The organism is Micromonospora sp. RV43 (assembly GCF_001029515.1).
Taxonomy (GTDB): domain Bacteria; phylum Actinomycetota; class Actinomycetes; order Mycobacteriales; family Micromonosporaceae; genus Micromonospora; species Micromonospora aurantiaca.
Genome location: NZ_LEKG01000069.1, coordinates 1 through 19,905, shown reverse-complemented (window position 1 = coordinate 19,905; position 19,905 = coordinate 1). Strand labels below are relative to the sequence as shown.

The 19,905-nt window shown below is 73.9% G+C and carries 17 protein-coding genes; 14 read left to right on the top strand and 3 right to left on the bottom strand.

Annotated elements, in window-relative coordinates; genetic code table 11:
• Window positions 1–61 precede the first annotated feature (61 nt).
• The 5 genes from ABD52_RS18115 to ABD52_RS18095 are packed head-to-tail and all read left to right on the top strand — an operon-like array spanning window position 62 to window position 6,105.
• Complete coding sequence (locus ABD52_RS18115; protein WP_047892613.1) at window positions 62–1,081, top strand: polyprenyl synthetase family protein; 1,020 nt, start codon at window positions 62–64, stop codon at window positions 1,079–1,081.
• The gene (locus tag ABD52_RS18110; protein ID WP_013476416.1) at window positions 1,078–2,112 is read left to right on the top strand and encodes a UbiA family prenyltransferase; all 1,035 of its coding nucleotides are present in this window, start codon (window positions 1,078–1,080) and stop codon (window positions 2,110–2,112) included. Before ABD52_RS18115 ends, ABD52_RS18110 begins: the two co-directional genes overlap by 4 nt.
• Entirely contained in the window at window positions 2,109–3,809 is a 1,701-nt protein-coding gene (locus tag ABD52_RS18105) for a prenyltransferase/squalene oxidase repeat-containing protein (RefSeq protein WP_047892612.1), read from the top strand. Before ABD52_RS18110 ends, ABD52_RS18105 begins: the two co-directional genes overlap by 4 nt.
• Window positions 3,806–5,080, top strand: a complete 1,275-nt coding sequence (locus ABD52_RS18100; protein WP_047892611.1) for an NAD(P)/FAD-dependent oxidoreductase — start codon at window positions 3,806–3,808, stop codon at window positions 5,078–5,080. Before ABD52_RS18105 ends, ABD52_RS18100 begins: the two co-directional genes overlap by 4 nt.
• Complete coding sequence (locus tag ABD52_RS18095) at window positions 5,077–6,105, top strand: aminotransferase class I/II-fold pyridoxal phosphate-dependent enzyme (protein WP_047892610.1); 1,029 nt, start codon at window positions 5,077–5,079, stop codon at window positions 6,103–6,105. Before ABD52_RS18100 ends, ABD52_RS18095 begins: the two co-directional genes overlap by 4 nt.
• On the opposite strand, the gene ABD52_RS18090 is transcribed toward ABD52_RS18095, so the two are convergent.
• A complete protein-coding gene (locus ABD52_RS18090) occupies window positions 6,010–6,978 on the bottom strand; it encodes a 2-hydroxy-acid oxidase (RefSeq protein ID WP_235437491.1) in 969 nt (322 codons plus the stop codon). The genes ABD52_RS18095 and ABD52_RS18090 overlap by 96 nt on opposite strands.
• 5 nt (window positions 6,979–6,983) lie before the next feature.
• Window positions 6,984–7,922 carry a 3-oxoacyl-[acyl-carrier-protein] synthase III C-terminal domain-containing protein gene (locus ABD52_RS18085; protein ID WP_047892608.1) on the bottom strand — a complete coding sequence of 313 codons (939 nt, stop codon included), beginning with the start codon at window positions 7,920–7,922 and terminating at the stop codon, window positions 6,984–6,986.
• Window positions 7,923–7,993: 71 nt separating this feature from the next.
• On the opposite strand from ABD52_RS18085, the gene ABD52_RS18080 reads away from it, so the two are divergent.
• The 5 genes from ABD52_RS18080 to ABD52_RS18060 all read left to right on the top strand — a co-directional run bounded on the left by ABD52_RS18080 (window position 7,994) and on the right by ABD52_RS18060 (window position 13,296).
• Window positions 7,994–9,154: a glycosyltransferase gene (locus tag ABD52_RS18080; protein ID WP_047892607.1), complete on the top strand. Its 1,161-nt coding sequence runs from the start codon at window positions 7,994–7,996 to the stop codon at window positions 9,152–9,154.
• An 85-nt stretch (window positions 9,155–9,239) separates the two neighbouring features.
• Entirely contained in the window at window positions 9,240–10,217 is a 978-nt protein-coding gene (locus tag ABD52_RS18075; protein ID WP_047892606.1) for an ATP-binding cassette domain-containing protein, read from the top strand.
• 23 nt (window positions 10,218–10,240) lie between these two features.
• A complete protein-coding gene (locus tag ABD52_RS18070) occupies window positions 10,241–11,005 on the top strand; it encodes an ABC transporter permease (RefSeq protein ID WP_013476421.1) in 765 nt (254 codons plus the stop codon).
• 155 nt (window positions 11,006–11,160) lie between these two features.
• Complete coding sequence (locus tag ABD52_RS18065; RefSeq protein WP_047892623.1) at window positions 11,161–12,771, top strand: class I adenylate-forming enzyme family protein; 1,611 nt, start codon at window positions 11,161–11,163, stop codon at window positions 12,769–12,771.
• 45 nt (window positions 12,772–12,816) lie between these two features.
• Window positions 12,817–13,296, top strand: a complete 480-nt coding sequence (locus ABD52_RS18060; RefSeq protein WP_013286854.1) for a hypothetical protein — start codon at window positions 12,817–12,819, stop codon at window positions 13,294–13,296.
• A gap of 31 nt (window positions 13,297–13,327) precedes the next feature.
• Here ABD52_RS18060 and ABD52_RS18055 read toward each other — a convergent pair whose 3' ends face one another.
• Complete coding sequence (locus tag ABD52_RS18055) at window positions 13,328–14,911, bottom strand: ricin-type beta-trefoil lectin domain protein (RefSeq protein ID WP_047892605.1); 1,584 nt, start codon at window positions 14,909–14,911, stop codon at window positions 13,328–13,330.
• A 525-nt stretch (window positions 14,912–15,436) separates the two neighbouring features.
• On the opposite strand from ABD52_RS18055, the gene ABD52_RS18050 reads away from it, so the two are divergent.
• From ABD52_RS18050 to ABD52_RS40235, 4 genes are all read left to right on the top strand, one after another.
• Complete coding sequence (locus tag ABD52_RS18050) at window positions 15,437–16,438, top strand: glycoside hydrolase family 11 protein (protein WP_013476425.1); 1,002 nt, start codon at window positions 15,437–15,439, stop codon at window positions 16,436–16,438.
• A gap of 138 nt (window positions 16,439–16,576) precedes the next feature.
• A complete protein-coding gene (locus ABD52_RS18045) occupies window positions 16,577–17,005 on the top strand; it encodes a Fur family transcriptional regulator (RefSeq protein ID WP_013286851.1) in 429 nt (142 codons plus the stop codon).
• A 23-nt stretch (window positions 17,006–17,028) separates the two neighbouring features.
• Complete coding sequence (katG, locus tag ABD52_RS18040; RefSeq protein WP_013286850.1) at window positions 17,029–19,305, top strand: catalase/peroxidase HPI; 2,277 nt, start codon at window positions 17,029–17,031, stop codon at window positions 19,303–19,305.
• A 368-nt stretch (window positions 19,306–19,673) separates the two neighbouring features.
• Window positions 19,674–19,905, top strand: a 232-nt coding sequence (locus ABD52_RS40235) for a hypothetical protein (RefSeq protein WP_047892604.1), incomplete at its 3' end; no start/stop codon positions are given.

Here is a 19,905-nt window from a genome sequence, read left to right as displayed (position 1 = left end):
GACCTACCGGTAACGTCTCGCGTGGCGACTAGCCGATCCCTGGCGAAAGGGTCGACGCGTCATGACGGTTGCTGGCTCCACGCGATATCCGCCCTTCATCGACGACCTGGCCCGCAGCGAATCGGGGCGGCTGCTGCGCGCCGAACTCGGCCGGCGGTGGCCGGAGACGCCCGACCAGCTCGACGCGATCGTGCGCTACGCGCTGCTGCCGGCGGGCAAGATGCTCCGCCCGATGATGACGCTGCACGCCGCCGAGGCGGTGGGCGGATCACCACGGGACGTCCTCGCCGCCGCGCTCGGCACCGAATACCTGCACGTCGCGACGCTCGTGCACGACGACATCATCGACGCCGACACGCTGCGCCGCGGCCGCCCGGCGGTCCCGGTCGCGTACGGCATCCCCGGCGCCATCGTGGCCGGGGACCACCTCATCTTCCACGCCTTCCAGGCGATGGTGGAGAGCGGCCGGGCGGTCCCCGCGGCGTCGGTCGTCGCCGCCGTCACCGCGCTCGCCGAGGCGGGCCAGGACCTGTGCCGGGGCCAGGCGCTGGAGGCGCGGCTCGTCGGCGACCTGGACGCGGGCGCCCGCTGGTACCCGGAGATGATCCGGCTCAAGACCGGCTCGCTGTTCCGCGCCGTGTGCCACATCGGCGCGCTGCTCGGCGGCGCCGACCCGCTGGTGGCCTCCGCGCTGGCCCGCTACGGCGAGCACGTCGGCACCGCGTTCCAGATCCGCGACGACCTGCTGTCCTACCTGTCCACCCCGGAGCAGACCGGCAAGCCCGCGACGAGCGACCTCAACAACGGCCGCCCCACGCTGCCGTTGCTGCTGGCGTACGACGCGATCAGCGACGCCGCACGGGTGGAACTGCTGGCGGTGCTGCACCGCCGTGGCGCCGGTCCCGGCGACGTCGAGTGGGTCACCGCCCTGCTCCGCGAGGTGGGCGCTGTCGACGGCGCCCGGCGGCTGATGGTGGAGCACGCCGAGCGGGCCCGCGCCGAGCTGGCAGCGCTCACCCCGTCCGCGAGCGCGGACGTGCTCACCGGCATCGCGGCCTGGATGACGAGCGAGATGGCGTGAGCACGGCCGGCGCCGTGCGAGCACTGCGGGCCCACGTGGAGACCTGGCGGCCCTACACCCTCTGGTACGTCGGGCTCGTCGGCCTGGCCGGCGCCGCAGTGGCCGGTGGCCACGATCCGTGGCTGCTGCTGTCGGCCTGGGCCGCGCCCACCGCCGGCTGGCTGGGCGGCCACTATCTCGGCGACTACTTCGACCGGGACCTCGACGCCGGCAGCAAGCCGCACCGGCCGATCCCGTCCAGCCGGCTGCGCGCGGGCACGGCACTGTGGTGCGGCAGCGCCTGCTTCGCCGCACTCGGCGTCCTGGCCGTACTCGGTGGATGGGGCACCACAGTGGCGGCGCTGCTGGCCGCGTGCGGCATCGTCGCGTACAGCAGGTGGTTCAAGGCCCGGGGGATCGCCGGCAACCTGGTCCGCGGCGCGCTCGGCGCGGTCGCGCTCGGCTACGGCGCGCTCGCCGCCGGGATCGCGCCGGACCGGGACTGGGCGGTGCCGGTGCTGCTCGCGCTCGCCGTCGCGTTCTGGTCGCACGACGCCATGTCCAACCTGGTCGGCGCGCTGCGCGACATCGACGGCGATCGTGCCGGCGGCTACCGCACGCTGCCGGTGGGGCGGGGCGTGCCGGCGGCCGTACGGACAGTGGTGGCGCTCTACGCCGTCACGATCGGCGCCGCCGTGACCGCCGGGCTGCTGGCCGAGCCGGGCACACGGATGGCGTACCTCGCCACTGTGCTCGTCGTCCTGGTCACCGGCGTCGCCGCGCTGGCTCCGCTGGTGGCGCGCCGCGACGGGATGCCCGTCCTGGTGGCGCTGCGCGCCCACTCGGTCCTGGTCGTCGAGCGGGTCGTGCTGGCCTCGGCGGCGGTCGGGCTCGGCCTCGGCGTCGCCGTGCAGCTCGCGCTCGCGCTGCCGATGGTGCTGCTGACCTGGCTGGCGCAGCGCGGCATGCGCGTCCGGCACGAACTCGGCCCGCCGGTCGCGGGCCTGACCCTCGCCACCCACAGTCGACTGCCTCTGGAGGACGCGCCATGACCGCTGTGACCGCCGAGGCCGTCGGGAAGGCCCTCACCGCTGGTGCCGAGGCGCTGTTCCGTCGCCGCCGCCCCGACGGCGCCTTCAGCGACGACCCACCCGCCTCGGTGCTCGGCACCGCTGGCGCTGTCGCCGCGCTGCACGCCGCCGACCCGTCCGGCTGCGCCGACCTGGTCGACGCCGGAACCGCCTGGCTGCGCCGCGCGCAGCACGACGACGGCGGCTGGGGTGGCGTCGTGGGCGCCGGCACCGCCGTCGTACCCACCGCCGTGGCGGTCGCCGCGCTGGCGCTGAGCGCACCGGCTGACAGCGCCGACGCGATTGCGGCGGGCCGCGCCCGGCTGGCCGCGCTCGGCGGCGTCGACACCATCACCGATCCGGCGATCTCGCTGCTGTGCCGGCAACTGCTCACCATGGCCGGGATGACAGCCGAGGCCGGCCCGCTGCGCCGGCTGCCGCTGGAGATCGTCCTGTTCGACCGGGTACGCCGGCAGCGCCTGTCGTTCCGTACCGCGCCGTTCGTCGGGCTGGCCCTGATGCAGGCCGACATGCTGCCCGCGGGCCGGCTGCGCCGGGCCACGCTGCGCCGCGCCCGTCCGGCGGCGGTACGGCTGCTGCGGTCCATCCACGACCACGAGGGCCGCACCGGAGCGCTCAGCGAGGACCCGTGGCCGGCCGCGCTCGTCCTGCTCGGTCTGGCCCGCAGCGGCGAGGCGCCCGACATCGCCCGCGCCGTCGTCGGCTGGCTGCGCCGGGCGGTACGCCCCGACGGATCCTGGGACGCGGTCAGCAACCTGGACCTCACCCGGTCCGGGTACGCGGCGACCGGGCTGATCGCGGCCGGCTACGCCGACGATCCCCGGCTGCACGCCACCCGGGAGTTCCTCCACGCCGCCCGCAAGACTGAGGCGTTCGAGGTGCTGGACGTGCCGCCGGGCGGGTGGAGCTACTCGAACGCCCGGGGCTGGCCGGTCACGCTGGAGTCGGCCGAGATCCTCTCCGCGCTCGCCGGACTCCCCGGTGCCGGCACCGACCCGGTGCTGCGCCAGGGACTGGCGTGGCTCGTCGGCCGCCAGGACAGCCGCGGCTCGTGGAGCCTGTGGGTCCGCGACACCCGGCTCGCCAACGACGGACCCTGCCCGGCCATCACCAGTCAGGCGATCCTCGCGCTGCACGACGCCGGGTATCCGGACGACCATCCGGCGATCGCCCGCGCGGCGGCCTGGCTGCTGACCCGGGCCGCGCCCGCCGGCACGTTCGAGAACCTGTGGTACCGCGACCACACCTCCGGCACCGCGGCGGTGGTCGCCGCGCTGTCCCGGGTCGGGCACGCCCGGCACGAGGTGGTGCGCCGCGCGGCCCGGTGGCTGCGCGACACCCGGCTGCCCGACGGCTCGTGGGGCCCGGGCGACGGCACCGGCGGCACTGTGGAGGAGACGTCCTGGGCGGTGCAGGGCCTGCTCGCGACCGGCGATCCGGACGCCGCCGACGCGGTGGACCGGGGCGTCGCCTGGCTGGTGGCCGCCGCCGGACCGGACGGCGCCTGGCCCGCCGCCCGGGTGTGCAACTACATCCGCCACCACATGCGGTACCCGAACGCGGTGATCACCCAGGCGCTCGCGCTGCGGACGCTCGGCGAGTACCGCCGGGCCGCCGCCACGCGGTCCGGCGCCGCACCGGGCGCGGTGGCCCGATGACCGCCGACGTGGTGGTGGCCGGCGCCGGCGCGGGCGGGCTGGCCTGCGCGCACGCGCTCGGCGCGCTCGGCCTGCGGGTGCTCGTGCTCGACCGGCAGCGCGCTCCCGCGTCGATCGCCAAGGGCGAGATCCTCCAGCCCGAGACGGTACGCATCCTCGACTCCTGGGGCGCGCTGGACGCCCTGCGGGCCACCGGCGCGCGTCCGGTCGGGCGGCTGGCCATCCGCGACGCGTACGGCGAGCCGCTGCTCTGCCTGGACTACGCGGGCCTGCCCGGGGCGTACCGGCAGATCCTCTGCGCCGACTACGGCGACCTGCGCGCGGTGCTGACCGACCGGCTGCCGGCCGGTGTGGAGGTCCGGTGGGGCGTGCGGGTGACAGGCGTCCGGCGCGATCACGACGGGCGGATCGACGGCGTCCGGGTCGTCGCGGACGGCGCCGAGCGGGACATCGCGGCGTCGCTGGTGGTCGCGGCCGACGGCATGTCCTCGCCGCTGCGCCGCGCGGCGGGGATCGGCGTGGAGCGCCGGGAGTACCCGCACGGCCTGGTCGCCTTCGACGTGGACGGCGCCGAGGTGGCCGACGAGGTGTCCGCCTACCGCACCGCCCGGGGACTCTGCCTGGTCTACCCGCTGCCGGGCGGGCGGTGCCGCCTCTACGTGCAGGTCAGACCGGACGAGTTCCGGGGCCGCGTGGACCTGGACGCGTGGTGCGGACGGCTGCTCGCCGACGTGCCGGCGATCAGCCCGCTGGAACCGGCCGTGCGCGCGAGCCTGCACCGGCGCCAGTTGCTCGCGGTGTACCGGCTCCGCAGCGCGCGCCTGGCCGCACCGGGGCTCGCGCTCGCCGGTGAGGCCGCCCACGCGGTGCACCCGATGGCCGCGCAGGGCGTCAACAGCTCCCTCGGTGACGCCGAGACGCTCGCCGCCTGCCTGGCCGCCGAGGGCGGCGCGCCGGAACCGGCCGCCGTGGACCGGGCGCTGCGGGCCTTCGAGGCGGCCCGGCGGCCCCGGCTCGACCACGTCGCCACCGTCAGCCACAACGCCTCCCGCATGATCACCGCCGTGTCCGGGCTGCCGAAGCTGCTCGGCGCGCGGATGATGCGCCGTACCGCCGCCAACCCCCGGCTGCTCGGGCTCACCGCCGGCAACCTCTCCGGCACCGACGTGCGGCCGCTGTCAGCCGTCGACCGGCTCTACCAACTGGGGCTGCTGGCCGACCGGCACGCGCACACCTCGTCCCCACCGGTTCCGTCGGAAAGTGAGCGATGATGACGCCTGCCACCGCCGTCGGGACGCAACCCCCGGCCGACCTGTCCATGAACGAGACGCCCTACCCGCCGCTGCCGGGGATCCGGCGGGTGGTCGAGGGCGCCGCCGCGACGCTCCAGCGCTATCCGGACCGCACGTCGTCGGCGCTCGTCGCGGCGCTGTCGGCGCGGCTCGGCGTGGGCCCCGAGGCGATCCTCGTCGGCCCCGGCTCGGCCGGACTGTGCCAGCACCTCGTGCAGTCCCTCGGACCACGCCCGGACGTCGTCCACCCGGCCCTGTCGTTCGAGGGCTACCCGCTGATCATCGGCAACGCCGGCGCCCGCGCCGTGCCGGTCCCGATGGACGGGTACGACCACGACCTGCCGGCCATGGCGGACGCGGTCACCGACCGGACCCGGTGCGTGCTGCTGTGCAACCCCAACAACCCGACCGGTACGGCGCTGCGCCGCGACGACGTCGAGGCGTTCCTGGAACGGATCCCGGCCGACGTGCCGGTGATCGTGGACGAGGCGTACCGCGAGTTCGTCACCGACCCGCGCTCGCCGGACGGGATGGACCTGTACCGCGCGTACGACAACGTCTGCGTGCTGCGCACGTTCTCCAAGGCGTACGGGCTCGCCGCGCTGCGCGTCGGGTACGCAGTGGTGCCGCCCCGGCTCACCCGGGCCGCCGCGCTCACCGGGGCGGTGTTCTTCCCCTCTGCGCTCGCCCAGGCGGCGGCGGTGGCGAGCCTGACGCCGGAGGTGGGTGCCGAACTGACCCGGCGGTGCACGGAGCTGGTGGCGGCGCGTACCGGCCTGATCGGCGCGCTGCGCGGCCTCGGGCTCACCGTGGCGCCCAGCGAGGCCAACTTCGTGTGGCTGCCGCTGGGGGAGCGGGCCGTGCCGTTCGCCGAGCGGGCCCGGGAGGCGGGCATCCTGGTGATGGCGCTACCAGGCGCCGGGGTCCGGATCACCGTCGGCGCCCCGGAGGCGAACGAGCGGCTGTGCGCGTTCGTCCGCGCCGCGCTCGCCGACGTGCTCTGACCGGCCCGCCGGCGCCAGCGCGGCCACGCTCAGGTAGCCCAGGCCGGGCTCGTAGTCGGCCACCACCACCGGCCGGGGCCGCGCCGCGTCCCCGGCGAGACGGTCCAGCAGCGCCCACCAGACCCCGGTGGACGGCTGCCTCGGTGGACCGGTGGTCACCGCGCCGCCGCCGGGGCCGGGCCACGCGGCCGCGAGGTCGGCGCCGAGCACGACCGCGACATCGGTACGCCCGGCCGTCAGCTCGTGCACCTCGGCCGCCGCGAGCGCCGCGACGTCGCCGGGGCCGACGTCGGCGTGCTGGCGCAGCCCTGTCACCCGCGTCCCGCCGGTCCGGGCGGTGTCGTCGTCGGCGGTGCCGTAGAGCATGGCCACGGCCCGGTGGCGGGCCGGTACGGGCACCGCCGTGTCGTACGGCAGGACCGCCTGTTCGACGGTGAGCAGCAGGGCGCGGCGGCACCCGTACTCGCGGGCGATCCGCAGCCCGGTGAAAGCCGCCGCCGAACCCTGGTCGCAGAGCGCGAACGACATCGGCGTGCCCGGGCACACGTGACTGAGGTACGCCGCGGTGGCCCGCCCGGGCAGCACGTCGTGCACGGCGAACGCCAGCACCAGCAGGTCCACCGGCTCGTCCGGCGGCACGAGCGCCGGGATCAGCTCGGCGGCCATCTCCCCGTACGACTGGCCCAGCGCCCCCGACGGCGCGTCGAACAGACCGTCCGGCACGCGCAGTCCGTACGGCCGGGTCAGGTCCGCCAGGTAGCCGGCGCTGCGCTCGCGCAGCACGGGATCGCCGAGCAGCGCGGCGGGGCCGGTGACCGTGTGCCGCGCGGCCCGCAGCAGGCGCAGCCCGTCGTCCAATGTGGCCTCCCGCACGCCGGTCAGTGCTCGAACACCATGGCGGCGAACGTCGCGCCGTCCCCGGCGCCCACCGCCGCGACCAGGTACCTGTCACCCGGCCGGAGCAGGTCGCGCTCCCGGGCGGTGCGGTAGTTCACGAACGCGTCGGCGCAGAACACGTGCCCGGTCTCGGTCACGTTGTCCAGCAGTACACGGTCCAGCGGCAGTCCGATCAGCCGGCACAGCCGCTTCCAGGTCATCAGGTTGACGTTGTGCGGCAGCACCAGCCGCAGCTCGGACAGCGCCGTCCCGGCCCGGTCCAGCGCGCGGCCGATCACCTCGGCCAGCGCCGGCCGGTACGCCCGCTGGAACCGTGCCGGGGACTCGCCGCCGGCCACGTCGAACTCGCCCCGCTGGTGGCAGGCGTACGCGAGGAGCCGGTCCCGGCCGCCGCCGGCGCTGAGCAGGCAGGCCGAGGAGCCCTCGCTGAACACCGACGTCTCGGGGATGAACTGGGCGTCGCGGGTGAACGCCTTCTCACCGGTGAGCACCAGCGCGAGCGGCGGGCCGTCGGGCGTGTCCGGTTCGGACGCGAGCAGCCGCCCGGCCACGTCGATCGCGGCCAGCGCGCTGGCGCAGGACTGCTGGGTGAGCGTGAACGCGAGCGCGTGGCCCAGCCCGAGCGTGCGGCACACCTCGTGCAGCGGGTTGACCGGATAGGGGGTGACCACCGGGAACGCCCGCCCGTACACCACGAACCGCACGCGCTGCCGTAGCGCGGGAAGCGCGGTGAGGCCGGCCGCCGCGTGCAGCAGCAGGTCGGTCAGGGACAGCCCGGGGTCGCGACGGACCTCGGTCAGGCCGTGGAAGCGGCGGAACAGGCGGACCTGCATGTCGGTCAGGCCCAGCGGCGCGGCCAGGCTCTCGACCGGCACCCGGCGCTGCGGCAGGAACACCGAGACGGCGTCGATCGCCGTCATACGCGTACCGTCACGCCACGGATCAGATCAGTGACGCCGATGGATGTCAACGCGCGTGCGATCATATCGACGTGGCTCGCTTCCTCTTCGTCGTGCTGCCGGTGGAGTCCCATCTGCACGCCCCGGTCGCCATCGCCCAGCAACTGGAGGCGGCCGGGCACGAGGTGGCCTGGGTCGGGCCGCGCAGCGACCTGCGTCCGCTGGTCGGCCCGGACGCCACGCTGTTCCCGACCGGCAAGCGCTACTACCGCCCCGACGGCGCGTCCGGGCCGGACTCCGTGCGCAGCCTCTGGGAGGGGCACGTGCTGCCCGCCAACCGGTTCATCCGCGACGCCGCCGACTCGGCGGTCGAGCGGTACCGGCCGGACGTGGTGGTGGCCGACCAGTACGCGCTGGCCGGCGCGCTCGCCGCGCACCGGCGCGGGCTGCCGTGGGCGACGTTCTGCGTCGGCATGCTGGAGCTGACGCCGCCGACCGGGGAGATGCCCGAGTTCACCGACTGGGTTGACGCCCAGGTCCGCCGGGTGTGGGCGATGACCGACGTACCGGTGGACGAGACGATCGACCTGCGCTTCTCGCCGTACCTCGTGATCGGGCTGACCACCACGGCGCTGACCGGCCCGGCGCCGCTGCCGCCGGGCTGCGTGCTCACCGGGCCGGCGCTGGGACGGCGGCCGAACGCGCCCGCGTTCGCCTGGGACGCGTGGGATCCCGGCCGCCGGCACGTGCTGGTCACGGTCGGGACGATGGCCGAGCACCTCGCAGCCGACTTCTACCGGCGGATGACGGCGGCGACCGCGCCGCTCGCCGACCGGGTCCAGGTGATCCTCACCGCCGCCCCCGGCCTGGTGCCCGACCCGCCGCCGCACGTGCTGGTCGCGCCCCGGGTGCCGGTGCTGGAGCTGATGCCCCGGCTGGACGCGCTGGTGTCCCACGGCGGCCTGGGCACGGTCTCCGAGGCGCTGGCACACGGCGTGCCGGTGGTGGTCGCGCCGATCCGGCACGACCACCCGGCGGTGGCGCGTCAGGTGCGCCGGGCCGGCGCCGGCCTGGAGGTCTCCTTCGGATCGGCGACCCCGGCGGAGCTGACCGCCGCGCTGAGCGCGGTGCTCGACGAGCCCGCGTACCGGGCGGGCGCGCGCCGGGTGGGGGAGTCGTTCGCGGCGGCCGGCGGCGCCCGCACGGCGGCGGCGCACCTCGCCGCGTTGGCACGGACGGCTCCCGACGCCTGACGCATCGACCGTTGTCCAACAGTCGGGGCCGAACTAGCCTGACCTGACGCACCCGCGCAGGCGTCGTGCCGCACGAGGAGGCTCGATGATCGAGGCCACCGGCCTACGCAAGTCCTTCCGGGTCGGGCGCGGGCGCGGCGCCACCACTGTCGACGCGGTACGCGGCGTCGACTTCGCGGTACGCCGAGGCGAGATCGTCGGGTTCCTCGGCCCGAACGGCGCCGGTAAGTCCACCACGCTGCGGATGCTCGCGACGCTGATCCGGCCCAGCGGGGGAGCGGCCACCATCGCCGGCGTCGATCTGCTGCGCGCGCCCGCGCAGGTCCGGCGGCGGATCGGCTTCGTGGCGCAGGCCAGCGGCACCTACGACGACTCCACCGCCCGCCGGGACCTGGTGCTCCAGGCCCGGATGCACGGCCTGTCCAAGGCGGTGGCCCAGGAACTGGCAGCCGGGGCGATCCGCGCGTTCCAGCTCGACGACTTCGCCGACCGCAAGATCAAGACGTACTCGGGCGGGCAGCGCCGCCGCCTCGACGTCGCGCTCGGCGTCATCCACTCGCCGCAGGTCATGTTTTTGGACGAGCCCACCGCCGGGCTCGACCCGCCCAGCCGGGTCCGGATGTGGCAGGAGGTACGGCGGCTGCGCGAGGAGGGCATGACCATCTTCCTCACCACGCACTACCTGGACGAGGCCGACAGCCTCTGCGACCGGGTCTCGATCATCGACGCCGGGCGGATCGTGGCCGAGGGCACCCCGTCGGCGCTCAAACGCGAGATCTCCGGTGACGTGGTCGCGATCGACTTCGCCGCCGCCGACGTCGCGGGCGAGACCGGCGGCGACCTGCCGGCAGCGACGAAGCTGCTGGCCGAGGCGCCGTACGTGCACGCGGCCGAGCCGGTCGACGGCACGCTGCGGCTCTACGTGGACAGCGCCGCCACCGCCATCCCGCAGATCATGCGGGCGCTCTACGACAGGGGCATCGAGCCCGGCGCGATCGAGGCCCGCCGGCCCAGCCTCGACGACGTGTTCCTGGCCAAGACCGGCCGGTCGCTCGCCGAGTGACCGGACGCCGAGAGGAGTACGGCGTGAAACTCGTCCGCGACACCTGGCTGATCTTCCAGCAGGAGGCGGGCCTGATGGTGCGCAACCCGGTGATGGTCGCGTTCAGCCTGGCCCAGCCGATCACCTACCTGATCCTCTTCGCGCCGTTCCTCAAGGTGGTGATGGTCGACCGGGGCGCCGCGTCCTACGCCGACGCGTACCGGATCTACGTGCCCGGCCTGTTCGTGGCGATGGGCCTGTTCGGTGGCCTGTTCGCTGGTTACGGGCTGCTCAGCGCGCTGCGCGCGGGCATCATCGACAGGTGCCGGGTGACGCCGGTGAGCCGGACCGGCCTGCTGCTGGGCCGGGCGCTCATGCACGTGTGCCTCAACGTGGTGCAGGCCGTTGTGGTCACGCTCGTGGCGCTGCCGTTCGGCCTGCGGGTGCACCTGGCGAACCTGCTGGTGTCGTACGCGCTGCTGTCGGTGATGGTGCTGCTCAGCACCTCGATCTCGTACGACATCGCGTTGCTGGTGCGCAACGAGAACAGCCTCGGCGTGCTGGTGAACACCGTCGGGCAGCCGGTGTCGCTGCTCGCCGGCGTGCTCATCCCGCTCGTGCTGGCGCCGATGTGGATCCAGCGGGTCGCGGTGTGGAACCCGTTCGCCTGGGCCACCGACGGCATGCGCGCGCTGTTCGCCGGCCAGATCACCCAGACCGTGGTGTGGCAGGGCGCGCTGATCATGTCCGGGCTGGCCGCCGCCAGTCTGTTCTGGTCGTCGCACCTGTTCAACCGCGAGGTCTCCTGACCGTCCGTACATCGACCATTGTCTCAGCGTGGCGGGCGCTCTAGCCTGATCGTGTCCCCGCTCGGCGGCCGGTACGGGGCGCGGCCGTGACGCGTGTCAGCTGAGGAGGCCACTCGTTGGGTGCCGACAACTTCCGGGCGACGCTGGCGGCCGACATGGAGCTGGGCGCGGGCAACGTGCTGCTCCGGCTGGCCGAGCACGGCGCCGACATGGACATGCCCCGGGTGACGTTCGACGCCGACGTCGACGGCATCCCCGCCTGGACGCCGCTGTCGCTGGCGACGCTCACCGACCGGGTCGCGGCCCGGGCCGCCTGGTTCCGGGCGCGCGGCGTCCGCCGGGCCGACCCGATCGCGGTGTACGTGACCTCCGCGCCCGACGTGTTCCTCAACTTCCTGGCGCTGACCTGGCTCGGCGCGATCCCGGCGCTGATGAACGGCAACATGCCGGTCCCGCTGGCCGCCGAGTTCGTCAGGCGGCTGCGCGGGGCCGGTGTGGTGGTCGACGCCGACCACGCCGCGCTGGCCGGGCACGACCTCGGCGTGGAGATCCTCGGCGACGCGGCGCAGACCGGCACCGGCGACCCGGCGCAGGCGCCGCCGCACCACCGGCACCACCCCGAGGAACCGGTGGTCATCACCCACTCCTCCGGCACCACCCGGGTACCTGCCGCGATCGTCCACTCGCACCACGGCCTGTTCGCCGCGATCCGCGCGGTCCGGCTCACCGAGTCCCGGCCGTACGGCGAGGTGCGGGAGATGTCCGCGCTGCCGGCCGCGCACGCCGCCGGCATCATCACGCTCAACCAGGCGCTCTGCAACGGCTACCAGCTGCTGTGCCTGTCCGCGCAGGGCGGCCCGTTCGAGCGCAGCGCGGAGACGATCCTGGACGCGATCGAGCGGTGGCGTCCCACCGGCGTCTTCGGCTTCGCGGTGACCTGGTCGGAACTGGCCCGGGTCGACCTGACCACGCGCGACCTCAGCTCGGTGCGCAACTGGTTCAACACCGGTGACTGCGCGCACGAGGCGCACGTACGCCGGCTGGTCGCCGTCGGCAGTCACCCCGCGTACACCCGCGACGGCATGGTCGACGTCCCCGGCTCCAAGTTCGTCGACATGCTCGGCTCCACCGAGATGGGGCACGGCGCGTTCCGGATCACCCACCGGCTGGGCAGCGACCGCTACGACCGCTGCGTCGGCAGGCCGTACCCGTTCGCCGAGATCGCGCTGCTCGACGTGGACACCGGCGAGGAGGTCCCGCCGGGGCAGGTGGGGCACGTCGGCCTGAAGTCGCCGACGCTGGCGCTCGGCTACTGGAACGACTCGGTCACCACGTACCGGACGCGGCTGGGCGGCTACTACCTGACCGGTGACCTGATGTACCGCGACGCGGCCGGCGACTACCACCACGTCGACCGGGCCAGCGACGCGGTCGACCTGGGCGGCGGCACCTGGCTGTACACCGCGCTGTCCGAGGAGCGCATCCTCCGGCACTGCCCGGACGTCCGCGACTGCACCGTCCTCGCGGCGGCGGGGGAGGACGGCACGACTGTGACCGACGTGCTGCTCCTGCTCACCGCCGACGCCGATCCGGCAGCCGACCGTACCGGCCGGGTCCGGGCCGCGCTGGGGCCGGCGGTGTCCGCGACGCTGCGCCGGGTGGTGACGGTCCCCGACGACGACGTGGTCATGGGGCCCACCGGGAAGGTGCGCAAGTTCCTGATGCGACAGCGGCTGCTGGCCGACGCCGGAGCGCCCGCGGGCTGACCGGCGGGGGATCGACGGTTGGCACGGCCGTGCCAGAATCCAGCCGTGTCCTACCTCCCCTCGCAGCCGTACCCGCCGATGCCCGGCGGCGTCAGCCCGCTGATCGCCTACCCGCACCCGATCACCCCGCCGCCCGGCTGCGGCGTGCTCGTCGTCTCGGTGAACCGCGGGCCGTACCTGATCCCCGTGCCGGCGACCAGCCGCTTCAAGATCGACCGTCAGGTGGTCGCCATCCCCGGCGAGGGGACATGGCACGTCGCGGTGCCGGCCGGCGCGCACGACATCCGGTACACCGACTTCATGGGCGTCCCGATCGTCACCACGACGCTCGCGGTGCAGCCGGGGGCCGCGCACCACCTCGCGTTCCGCTTCGGCGGGTGGCGCAACCGGGTGTACGACGGCTACGGCACCGACGTCACCCGGTTCGGCATGTGGTCCAACTACAGCGTCATGCTGGTCCTGCTGGCCGTCGTCGGCGTGGCCTGCTGCGGGGTGCTCGGGCTGGCCGTGGGCTCGAATCCCTGATCCGGTCCGGCCGGCCGGACCGGCCGCGCGGCTAGCGCAGCGACCAGGTCTGCTTCACGTTGAACACGCAGGTCCAGGCGTTCAGCGGTGCGCCCGCGGCGTGCCCGTCGACGTCCAGGCAGCGGTCGGTGGCCCGGTTGAACAGCGACCGCCGGCCCTGGCTCTCGATCCACTCCCACTTCTGCGCCGGGTTGCCGCTGCACCACGCCGTCTGCACCGGTACGCCGTCGCGCTTCTCGCCCCAGGCCACGTCCAGGCAGAGGCCGCCCTCGACCCGGACGCTGCCGTCGGACGCGAACGTCCACCACTGGGAGCGCTCCTCCCGGCAGGCCCGCAGCACGACGCGTACGCCGTCACCGCTGCCGCCGCTGGCGCACAGGCCGGTCTCCTTGCCGACGAGTTGCTTCGCGCCGGCCGGGCGGACCGGTGCGGCCGGCTTCTCCGGTTCCTTCGACGTGCCCGCTGCCGGCGACGACGTGGACGGGCGCGCGGCCGACGAGGCCGGCGGCTTCGGCGTCCGGGTGCCGGGCGACGGCGTGCCGGAAGTCACCGGCGTGCCCCGCAGCCGGCCGTCGAGGGCGTAGAAGTCGGTGAACTCCCGGACCGTGCGCAGGAACTCCTGCGTCCTGGCGTCGAAGTCGCCGCCGGTGTGGCGCACGGCGTCGGTCCCGTCGCGGTACGCCGCCAGCGCCAGCAGGTCCGGGTCGCCGTCGAGCGCGGCCAGTTCGCGCCGTAGCGCGCAGAGCGTGGCGCCGGCCGCCGGTACCGCCGCCTGCGGATCCCACGGCGAGGCGCCGGACGGGCCGTACGCACGCCACAGCTCGGGCCGGAACTGGGCGATGCCCTTGCGGCCGCCGTCGCCGAGCAGGTTCGGGTCGAAACCGGAGGAGGCCATCAGCTGCGCGGCGACAGCGGCCGGCGGCACCTGCGGGCACACCGAGCCGGCCCGTACCACGAGGCGGACGTACGCGGCGGGGACCGCCTTGGGCTGCCGGCGTTCGCTCTCGCGGTTCGCCGGGCCGGTCTCGGCGAAACCGTCCTGCCGGCCGTAGTAGGCGGCGTACCGGCTTGCCTCGTCGACGTACGGGACCGCCGTCGAGGGCACCCCCTCGGAGGCGCGTACCTCCTCGAACCCGGTGTGGAACGCGGCGAGCGACAGCCGCCACGGGTCGCCGGGGACGGCAGCCGCGCGAACCTGCCCGGCCAGGTCGCACATGTGGTGGGCGAGCGCGAGGATGTTGGCGGCGCTGTCGGTGCGCTGCGCGTCCGGCCACGGCGCCCAGGTCCGCCACCGCTCGTCGTCCAGCCCGGCCAGGCCCCGGCCGCCGGACGCGGTCCGCTCGGCCCGCGCGTCCAGACCCGACTCGGCCATCAGCTGCCCGGCCAGCCGCGCCGGGGTCAGCGCGGGGCAGGACCGGGCCGCGGTGCGGATCGCGGTCAGGTGCTCGGCGGAGACGGTCCGGGCGGCCGGCTCGTCGTCGCGGGCGGCGGCGACGCTCCCGCTGAGGGCGGCGACCACCAGGCTCAGCGCCGCCAGCCCGGCGGCGCCGGCGGCGACCACGCCGCGCGGGATCCGGCGCGGCCGCGGGCGCGCGCCGGGGGCATCGGGTGTCACAGGGCGGTCCTTCCGGTGATGACGTACGCCGGACGGGTGCGCGACGTCCTCGGTTCACCCGGCCGGAATCGGGTCCGACTCCGGTCCGGCCGTCATTGAACCGACCGACCGGCGAGCCGTCAAATGTGGACTGTCCGGCCCGGCCCCGACCGCTCGCGCGCGCCGAGCAGCCGGGGCAGTGTTGATCCGGAACAGGGCCGAAAAGTTTCGGAATCAAGTCGCCTTCAATGGCGGTCGGGCGCCCTTAGTCGACATGTCGATGCTGATCCGAGGCCCTTTCCGGCAGCCGTAACGGCCGTTCAGGGCCGGACGGCGGTTACCACAACATTTCCGGAACTCGTTGACAGGATGAACCGGGCCTCCAATACTGTGGCCATCGGCGTATCTCGATTGACGTCGATGTCCGACCACCACCCGTGGCGCGGCTGTCGCCCCGGTCCCGCCGTCCGCGGGCGGGCGAGCACCCGCGGCTCGCGCCACCGGAAGCTGGCCGCCCGCCAGCCGTCACAGGGAGGAAACCCGTCCATGAAAGACGCCCCCGTCCGTACGGGCATCCGCAGGCGCGGACGCCTCAGGATGGTCCTCGGCGGCGCCTGCGCCGTGGCGCTCATCGCCGCCGGGGCGACGGCCGTCGCGTCAGGTCCGGCCTACGCCGACACCACCGTCACGTCGAACTCCACCGGCACCAACAACGGCTACTTCTATTCCTTCTGGAAGGACAGTGGCAACGTCTCCATGACCATGGGCAACGGTGGTCAGTACAGCACCCAGTGGAGCAACATCAACAACTTCGTCGCCGGCAAGGGCTGGAACCCGGGCGGCCGCCGCACGGTCAGCTACTCCGGCAGCTTCAACCCGTCCGGCAACGCGTACCTGACGCTCTACGGCTGGACGCGCAACCCGCTCGTCGAGTACTACATCGTGGACAGCTGGGGCAGCTGGCGCCCGCCGGGCAGCGGCTACATGGGCTCGGTGTCCTCCGACGGCGGCACGTACGACATCTACCGCACCCAGCGGGTCAACGCCCCCTCGATCGAGGGCACCCGGACGTTCTACCAGTACTGGAGCGTCCGCCAGTCGAAGCGCGTGGGCGGCACCATCACCGCCGGCACCCACTTCGACGCCTGGTCGCGCTACGGCATGAACCTCGGATCGCACGACTACCAGATCCTGGCCACCGAGGGCTACCAGAGCAGCGGCAACTCCAACATCACGATCGGCGGGACCGGCGGTGGCAACCCGACCACCCCGCCGCCGAACAACGGTGGCTGCACGGTCAGCGTGAACCGGGCCGAGGAGTGGGGCGACCGGTTCAACGTGACCTTCTCGGTCAGCGGCACCAGCAACTGGGTGGTCAACATCCAGACCCAGGGCGGGCAGAGCCTGCAGAACAGCTGGAACGCCTCGATCAGCGGCACCAGCGGCACGCTCACCGCGCGCCCGAACGGCAACGGCAACAACTTCGGCATCACGCTCTACAAGAACGGCAACAGCAACACACCGACGGCGAGCTGTTCCGCCGCCTGAGCCCTTCTCCGGGGAGGGGGTGCCGCGCGCGAGGCGCGCGGCACCCCCGTTTCGTGCGCCTGGACCCTGCTGGTGTGACGGCCGACACACCTGGGCAAAAACTTGATTCATTCCAAAAGACCGGACTAAGGTCGTCGCATGACGGCCGACTTCGAGACGCAGCTCCGGGCGGTCTCGTTGCGGGTGACCCGGCCCCGCGTGGCGGTGCTGGCCGCGCTGCGCGACCACCCGCACGTCGACACCGACACGGTGATCGCCCTGGTCCGCGCCGAGCAGCCCACCGTGTCCCACCAGGCGGTCTACGATGTGCTCCGGGCACTCACCGACGCCGGGCTGATCCGGCGCATCCAGCCGGCCGGCGCCACGGCCCGCTACGAGTCGCGGGTGGGAGACAACCACCACCACGTCGTGTGCCGTTCCTGCGGCGCCATCGCCGACGTCGAGTGCGCCGTCGGCCGCGCCCCCTGTCTCACCGCCTCCGACGACCACGGCTTCGTGGTGGACGAGGCGGAGGTCGTCTACTGGGGCACCTGCCCCGGCTGCGCGGCCGACCGCACCGCCCAGTGATCCGCCAGTTCGGAAGGAAGCAGATGAGCGACACCCAGGACAACCGGCCCGTCAGCCCGCAGGGCGTGGACGCCAAGGAGGCGGCCGGCTGCCCGGTCGCGCACGACTCCGTGACCGCGCACGGCAGCGAGAGCGAGAACCCGGCGATCGACTCGCCGACCCCGAAGACCGGCGGTCGTCCGCGCAGCAACCGCGACTGGTGGCCCAACCAGCTCGACCTGTCGGTGCTGCACGCCCACTCGTCCAAGGGCAACCCGCTGGGCCCGGAGTTCAGCTACGCCAAGGAGTTCGCCAAGCTCGACGTCGAGGCGCTCAAGCGGGACATCACCGAGGTCCTCACCACCTCGCAGGACTGGTGGCCGGCCGACTTCGGCCACTACGGCGGCCTGATGATCCGGATGAGCTGGCACGCCGCGGGCACCTACCGCATCGAGGACGGCCGCGGTGGCGCCGGCGACGGCGGGCAGCGCTTCGCCCCGCTGAACAGCTGGCCGGACAACGCCAACCTGGACAAGGCCCGCCGGCTGCTCTGGCCGGTCAAGCAGAAGTACGGCCAGAAGATCTCCTGGGCCGACCTGCTGGTGCTCGCCGGCAACGTGTCCCTGGAGTCGATGGGCTTCAAGACCTTCGGCTTCGGCTTCGGCCGTGAGGACGTCTGGGAGCCGGAGGAGATCTTCTGGGGCCCCGAGGACACCTGGCTGGGCGACGAGCGCTACGCCTCCGAGAAGGACATGGTGGCCGGCGTCGGCGCGACCGAGATGGGTCTGATCTACGTCAACCCGGAGGGCCCGCGCGGCAACGCCGACCCGCTCGCCGCGGCGCACTTCATCCGCGAGACGTTCCGCCGGATGGCGATGAACGACGAGGAGACCGTCGCGCTGATCGCCGGCGGCCACACGTTCGGCAAGACCCACGGCGCCGGCCCCGCCGACCGGCACGTCGGCCCCGAGCCGGAGGCCGCGCCGCTGGAGGCGCAGGGCCTGGGCTGGCTGAGCACGTACGGCGAGGGCAAGGGCGGCGACACGATCACCAGCGGCCTCGAGGTCACCTGGACCGACAAGCCGACCCAGTGGAGCAACCGCTTCTTCGAGATCCTCTTCGGCTACGAGTGGGAGCTGACCACCAGCCCCGGTGGCGCCAAGCAGTGGGTGGCCAAGGACGCCGAGGCGATCATCCCGGACGCCCACGACCCGTCGAAGAAGCACAAGCCGACCATGCTCACGACCGACCTGTCGCTGCGCGTGGACCCGGCGTACGAGAAGATCTCCCGCCGCTTCCTGGAGAACCCGGACGAGTTCGCGCTGGCGTTCGCCAAGGCCTGGTACAAGCTCCTGCACCGTGACATGGGCCCGGTCAGCCGCTTCCTCGGCCCGTGGGTGCCCGAGGCCCAGCTCTGGCAGGACCCGGTGCCGGCCGCCGCGCACGACCTGGTGAACGACGCCGACGTCGCCGCGCTCAAGGCGAAGGTGCTGGAGTCCGGCCTCACCACCGCCCAGCTCGTCTCCACCGCCTGGGCCTCGGCCGCGAGCTACCGCTCCACCGACAAGCGCGGTGGCGCCAACGGCGCGCGGATCCGGCTGGAGCCGCAGCGCAACTGGGAGGTCAACCAGCCCGAGCAGCTCGCCACCGTGCTGGCCACCCTGGAGGGCATCCAGCAGGAGTTCAACGCCGCCGGCGGCGCCCAGATCTCGCTCGCTGACCTGATCGTGCTGGCCGGCTCGGCCGCTGTCGAGCAGGCGGCGCGCGACGCCGGCGTCGAGGTGACTGTGCCGTTCCACCCGGGTCGTACCGACGCCACGCAGGAGCAGACCGACGTCGAGTCGTTCCGGGTGATGGAGCCGCGCGCCGACGGGTTCCGCAACTACCTGCGGCCGGGCGAGAAGACCCAGCCGGAGGTGCTGCTCGTCGACCGCGCGTACATGCTGAACCTGACCGCGCCGGAGATGACCGTCCTGGTCGGCGGCCTGCGCGCGCTCGGCAACAACGTCGGCGGCGCCGCGCACGGCGTGCTCACCGACCGGCCGGGCGTGCTCACCAACGACTTCTTCGTCAACCTCCTCTCCCCGGGCACCCGGTGGAAGGCGGCGGAGTCCGAGGAGCACGTGTACGAGATCCGCGACCTGGCGACCGACCAGGTGAAGTGGACCGCCACCGCGGTCGACCTCATCTTCGGCTCCAACTCGCAGCTGCGGGCGCTCGCCGAGGTCTACGCCAGCGACGACGCGCGGGAGAAGTTCGTCCGCGACTTCGTCGCCGCCTGGACGAAGGTCATGGAGCTGGACCGCTTCGACCTGGCCTGATCCGTCACATCTGAGCGAGCCCCGGTCCGTCGCGACGCGACGGGCCGGGGCTCGTCCGTGTCCGGCGGGTGCCGGGCGCCCCCGGCCCGCAAACGTTGGAAAATCTGCTCGGAAGTTGCGATCGTCCCGCGAAGCGGGTCGGCGCGTCCCGAGCGGCGGGAATCGCCTCCGGCGCCCGATCGTCCGGTCCAGCGTGGATCGCCGCTGGTGGACGGGAATCCGAGCCCACTCGCGTTGCCTGCTGGTTTCGAAAACTTTGCCGCAAGCTCTTGCAAAGACTTTCATGGATGGCGCATGGTGTTCGCTACCCGGGACGGCCGCCCCACCCCCGCTCACCCTTTCGAACCCACGGAAGAGGTCCCCCGACCATGCAATCCGCCAGGCCACACCCCCGTGGCCGCGCCGGTCGCCTGCTGCTCGCCGCCGCGCTCGTCGCGGCCGGCGGCACGGTCGCCGCTCTGCCCCACTTGGTGGGCTTCGGCGGGCGGTGCCGGGCGATGTCGTCCAGCGCACCGGCCGGGCCGGGCTCGTCGACGAGCACCCCGGTCGCGCCGTGCCGCACGACGGCGCCGAGTGCGGAGTTCAGCCCGTACGCGTGGA

Coding starts and splice junctions, on each gene's coding strand:
- ABD52_RS18115 (WP_047892613.1), top strand. CDS start 62: ATGACGGTTGCTGGCTCCACGCGATATCCGCCCTTCATCGACGACCTG.
- ABD52_RS18105 (WP_047892612.1), top strand. CDS start 2,109: ATGACCGCTGTGACCGCCGAGGCCGTCGGGAAGGCCCTCACCGCTGGT.
- ABD52_RS18100 (WP_047892611.1), top strand. CDS start 3,806: ATGACCGCCGACGTGGTGGTGGCCGGCGCCGGCGCGGGCGGGCTGGCC.
- ABD52_RS18095 (WP_047892610.1), top strand. CDS start 5,077: ATGATGACGCCTGCCACCGCCGTCGGGACGCAACCCCCGGCCGACCTG.
- ABD52_RS18085 (WP_047892608.1), bottom strand. CDS start 7,922: ATGACGGCGATCGACGCCGTCTCGGTGTTCCTGCCGCAGCGCCGGGTG.
- ABD52_RS18075 (WP_047892606.1), top strand. CDS start 9,240: ATGATCGAGGCCACCGGCCTACGCAAGTCCTTCCGGGTCGGGCGCGGG.
- ABD52_RS18065 (WP_047892623.1), top strand. CDS start 11,161: ATGGAGCTGGGCGCGGGCAACGTGCTGCTCCGGCTGGCCGAGCACGGC.
- ABD52_RS18050 (WP_013476425.1), top strand. CDS start 15,437: ATGAAAGACGCCCCCGTCCGTACGGGCATCCGCAGGCGCGGACGCCTC.
- ABD52_RS18045 (WP_013286851.1), top strand. CDS start 16,577: ATGACGGCCGACTTCGAGACGCAGCTCCGGGCGGTCTCGTTGCGGGTG.
- katG (WP_013286850.1), top strand. CDS start 17,029: ATGAGCGACACCCAGGACAACCGGCCCGTCAGCCCGCAGGGCGTGGAC.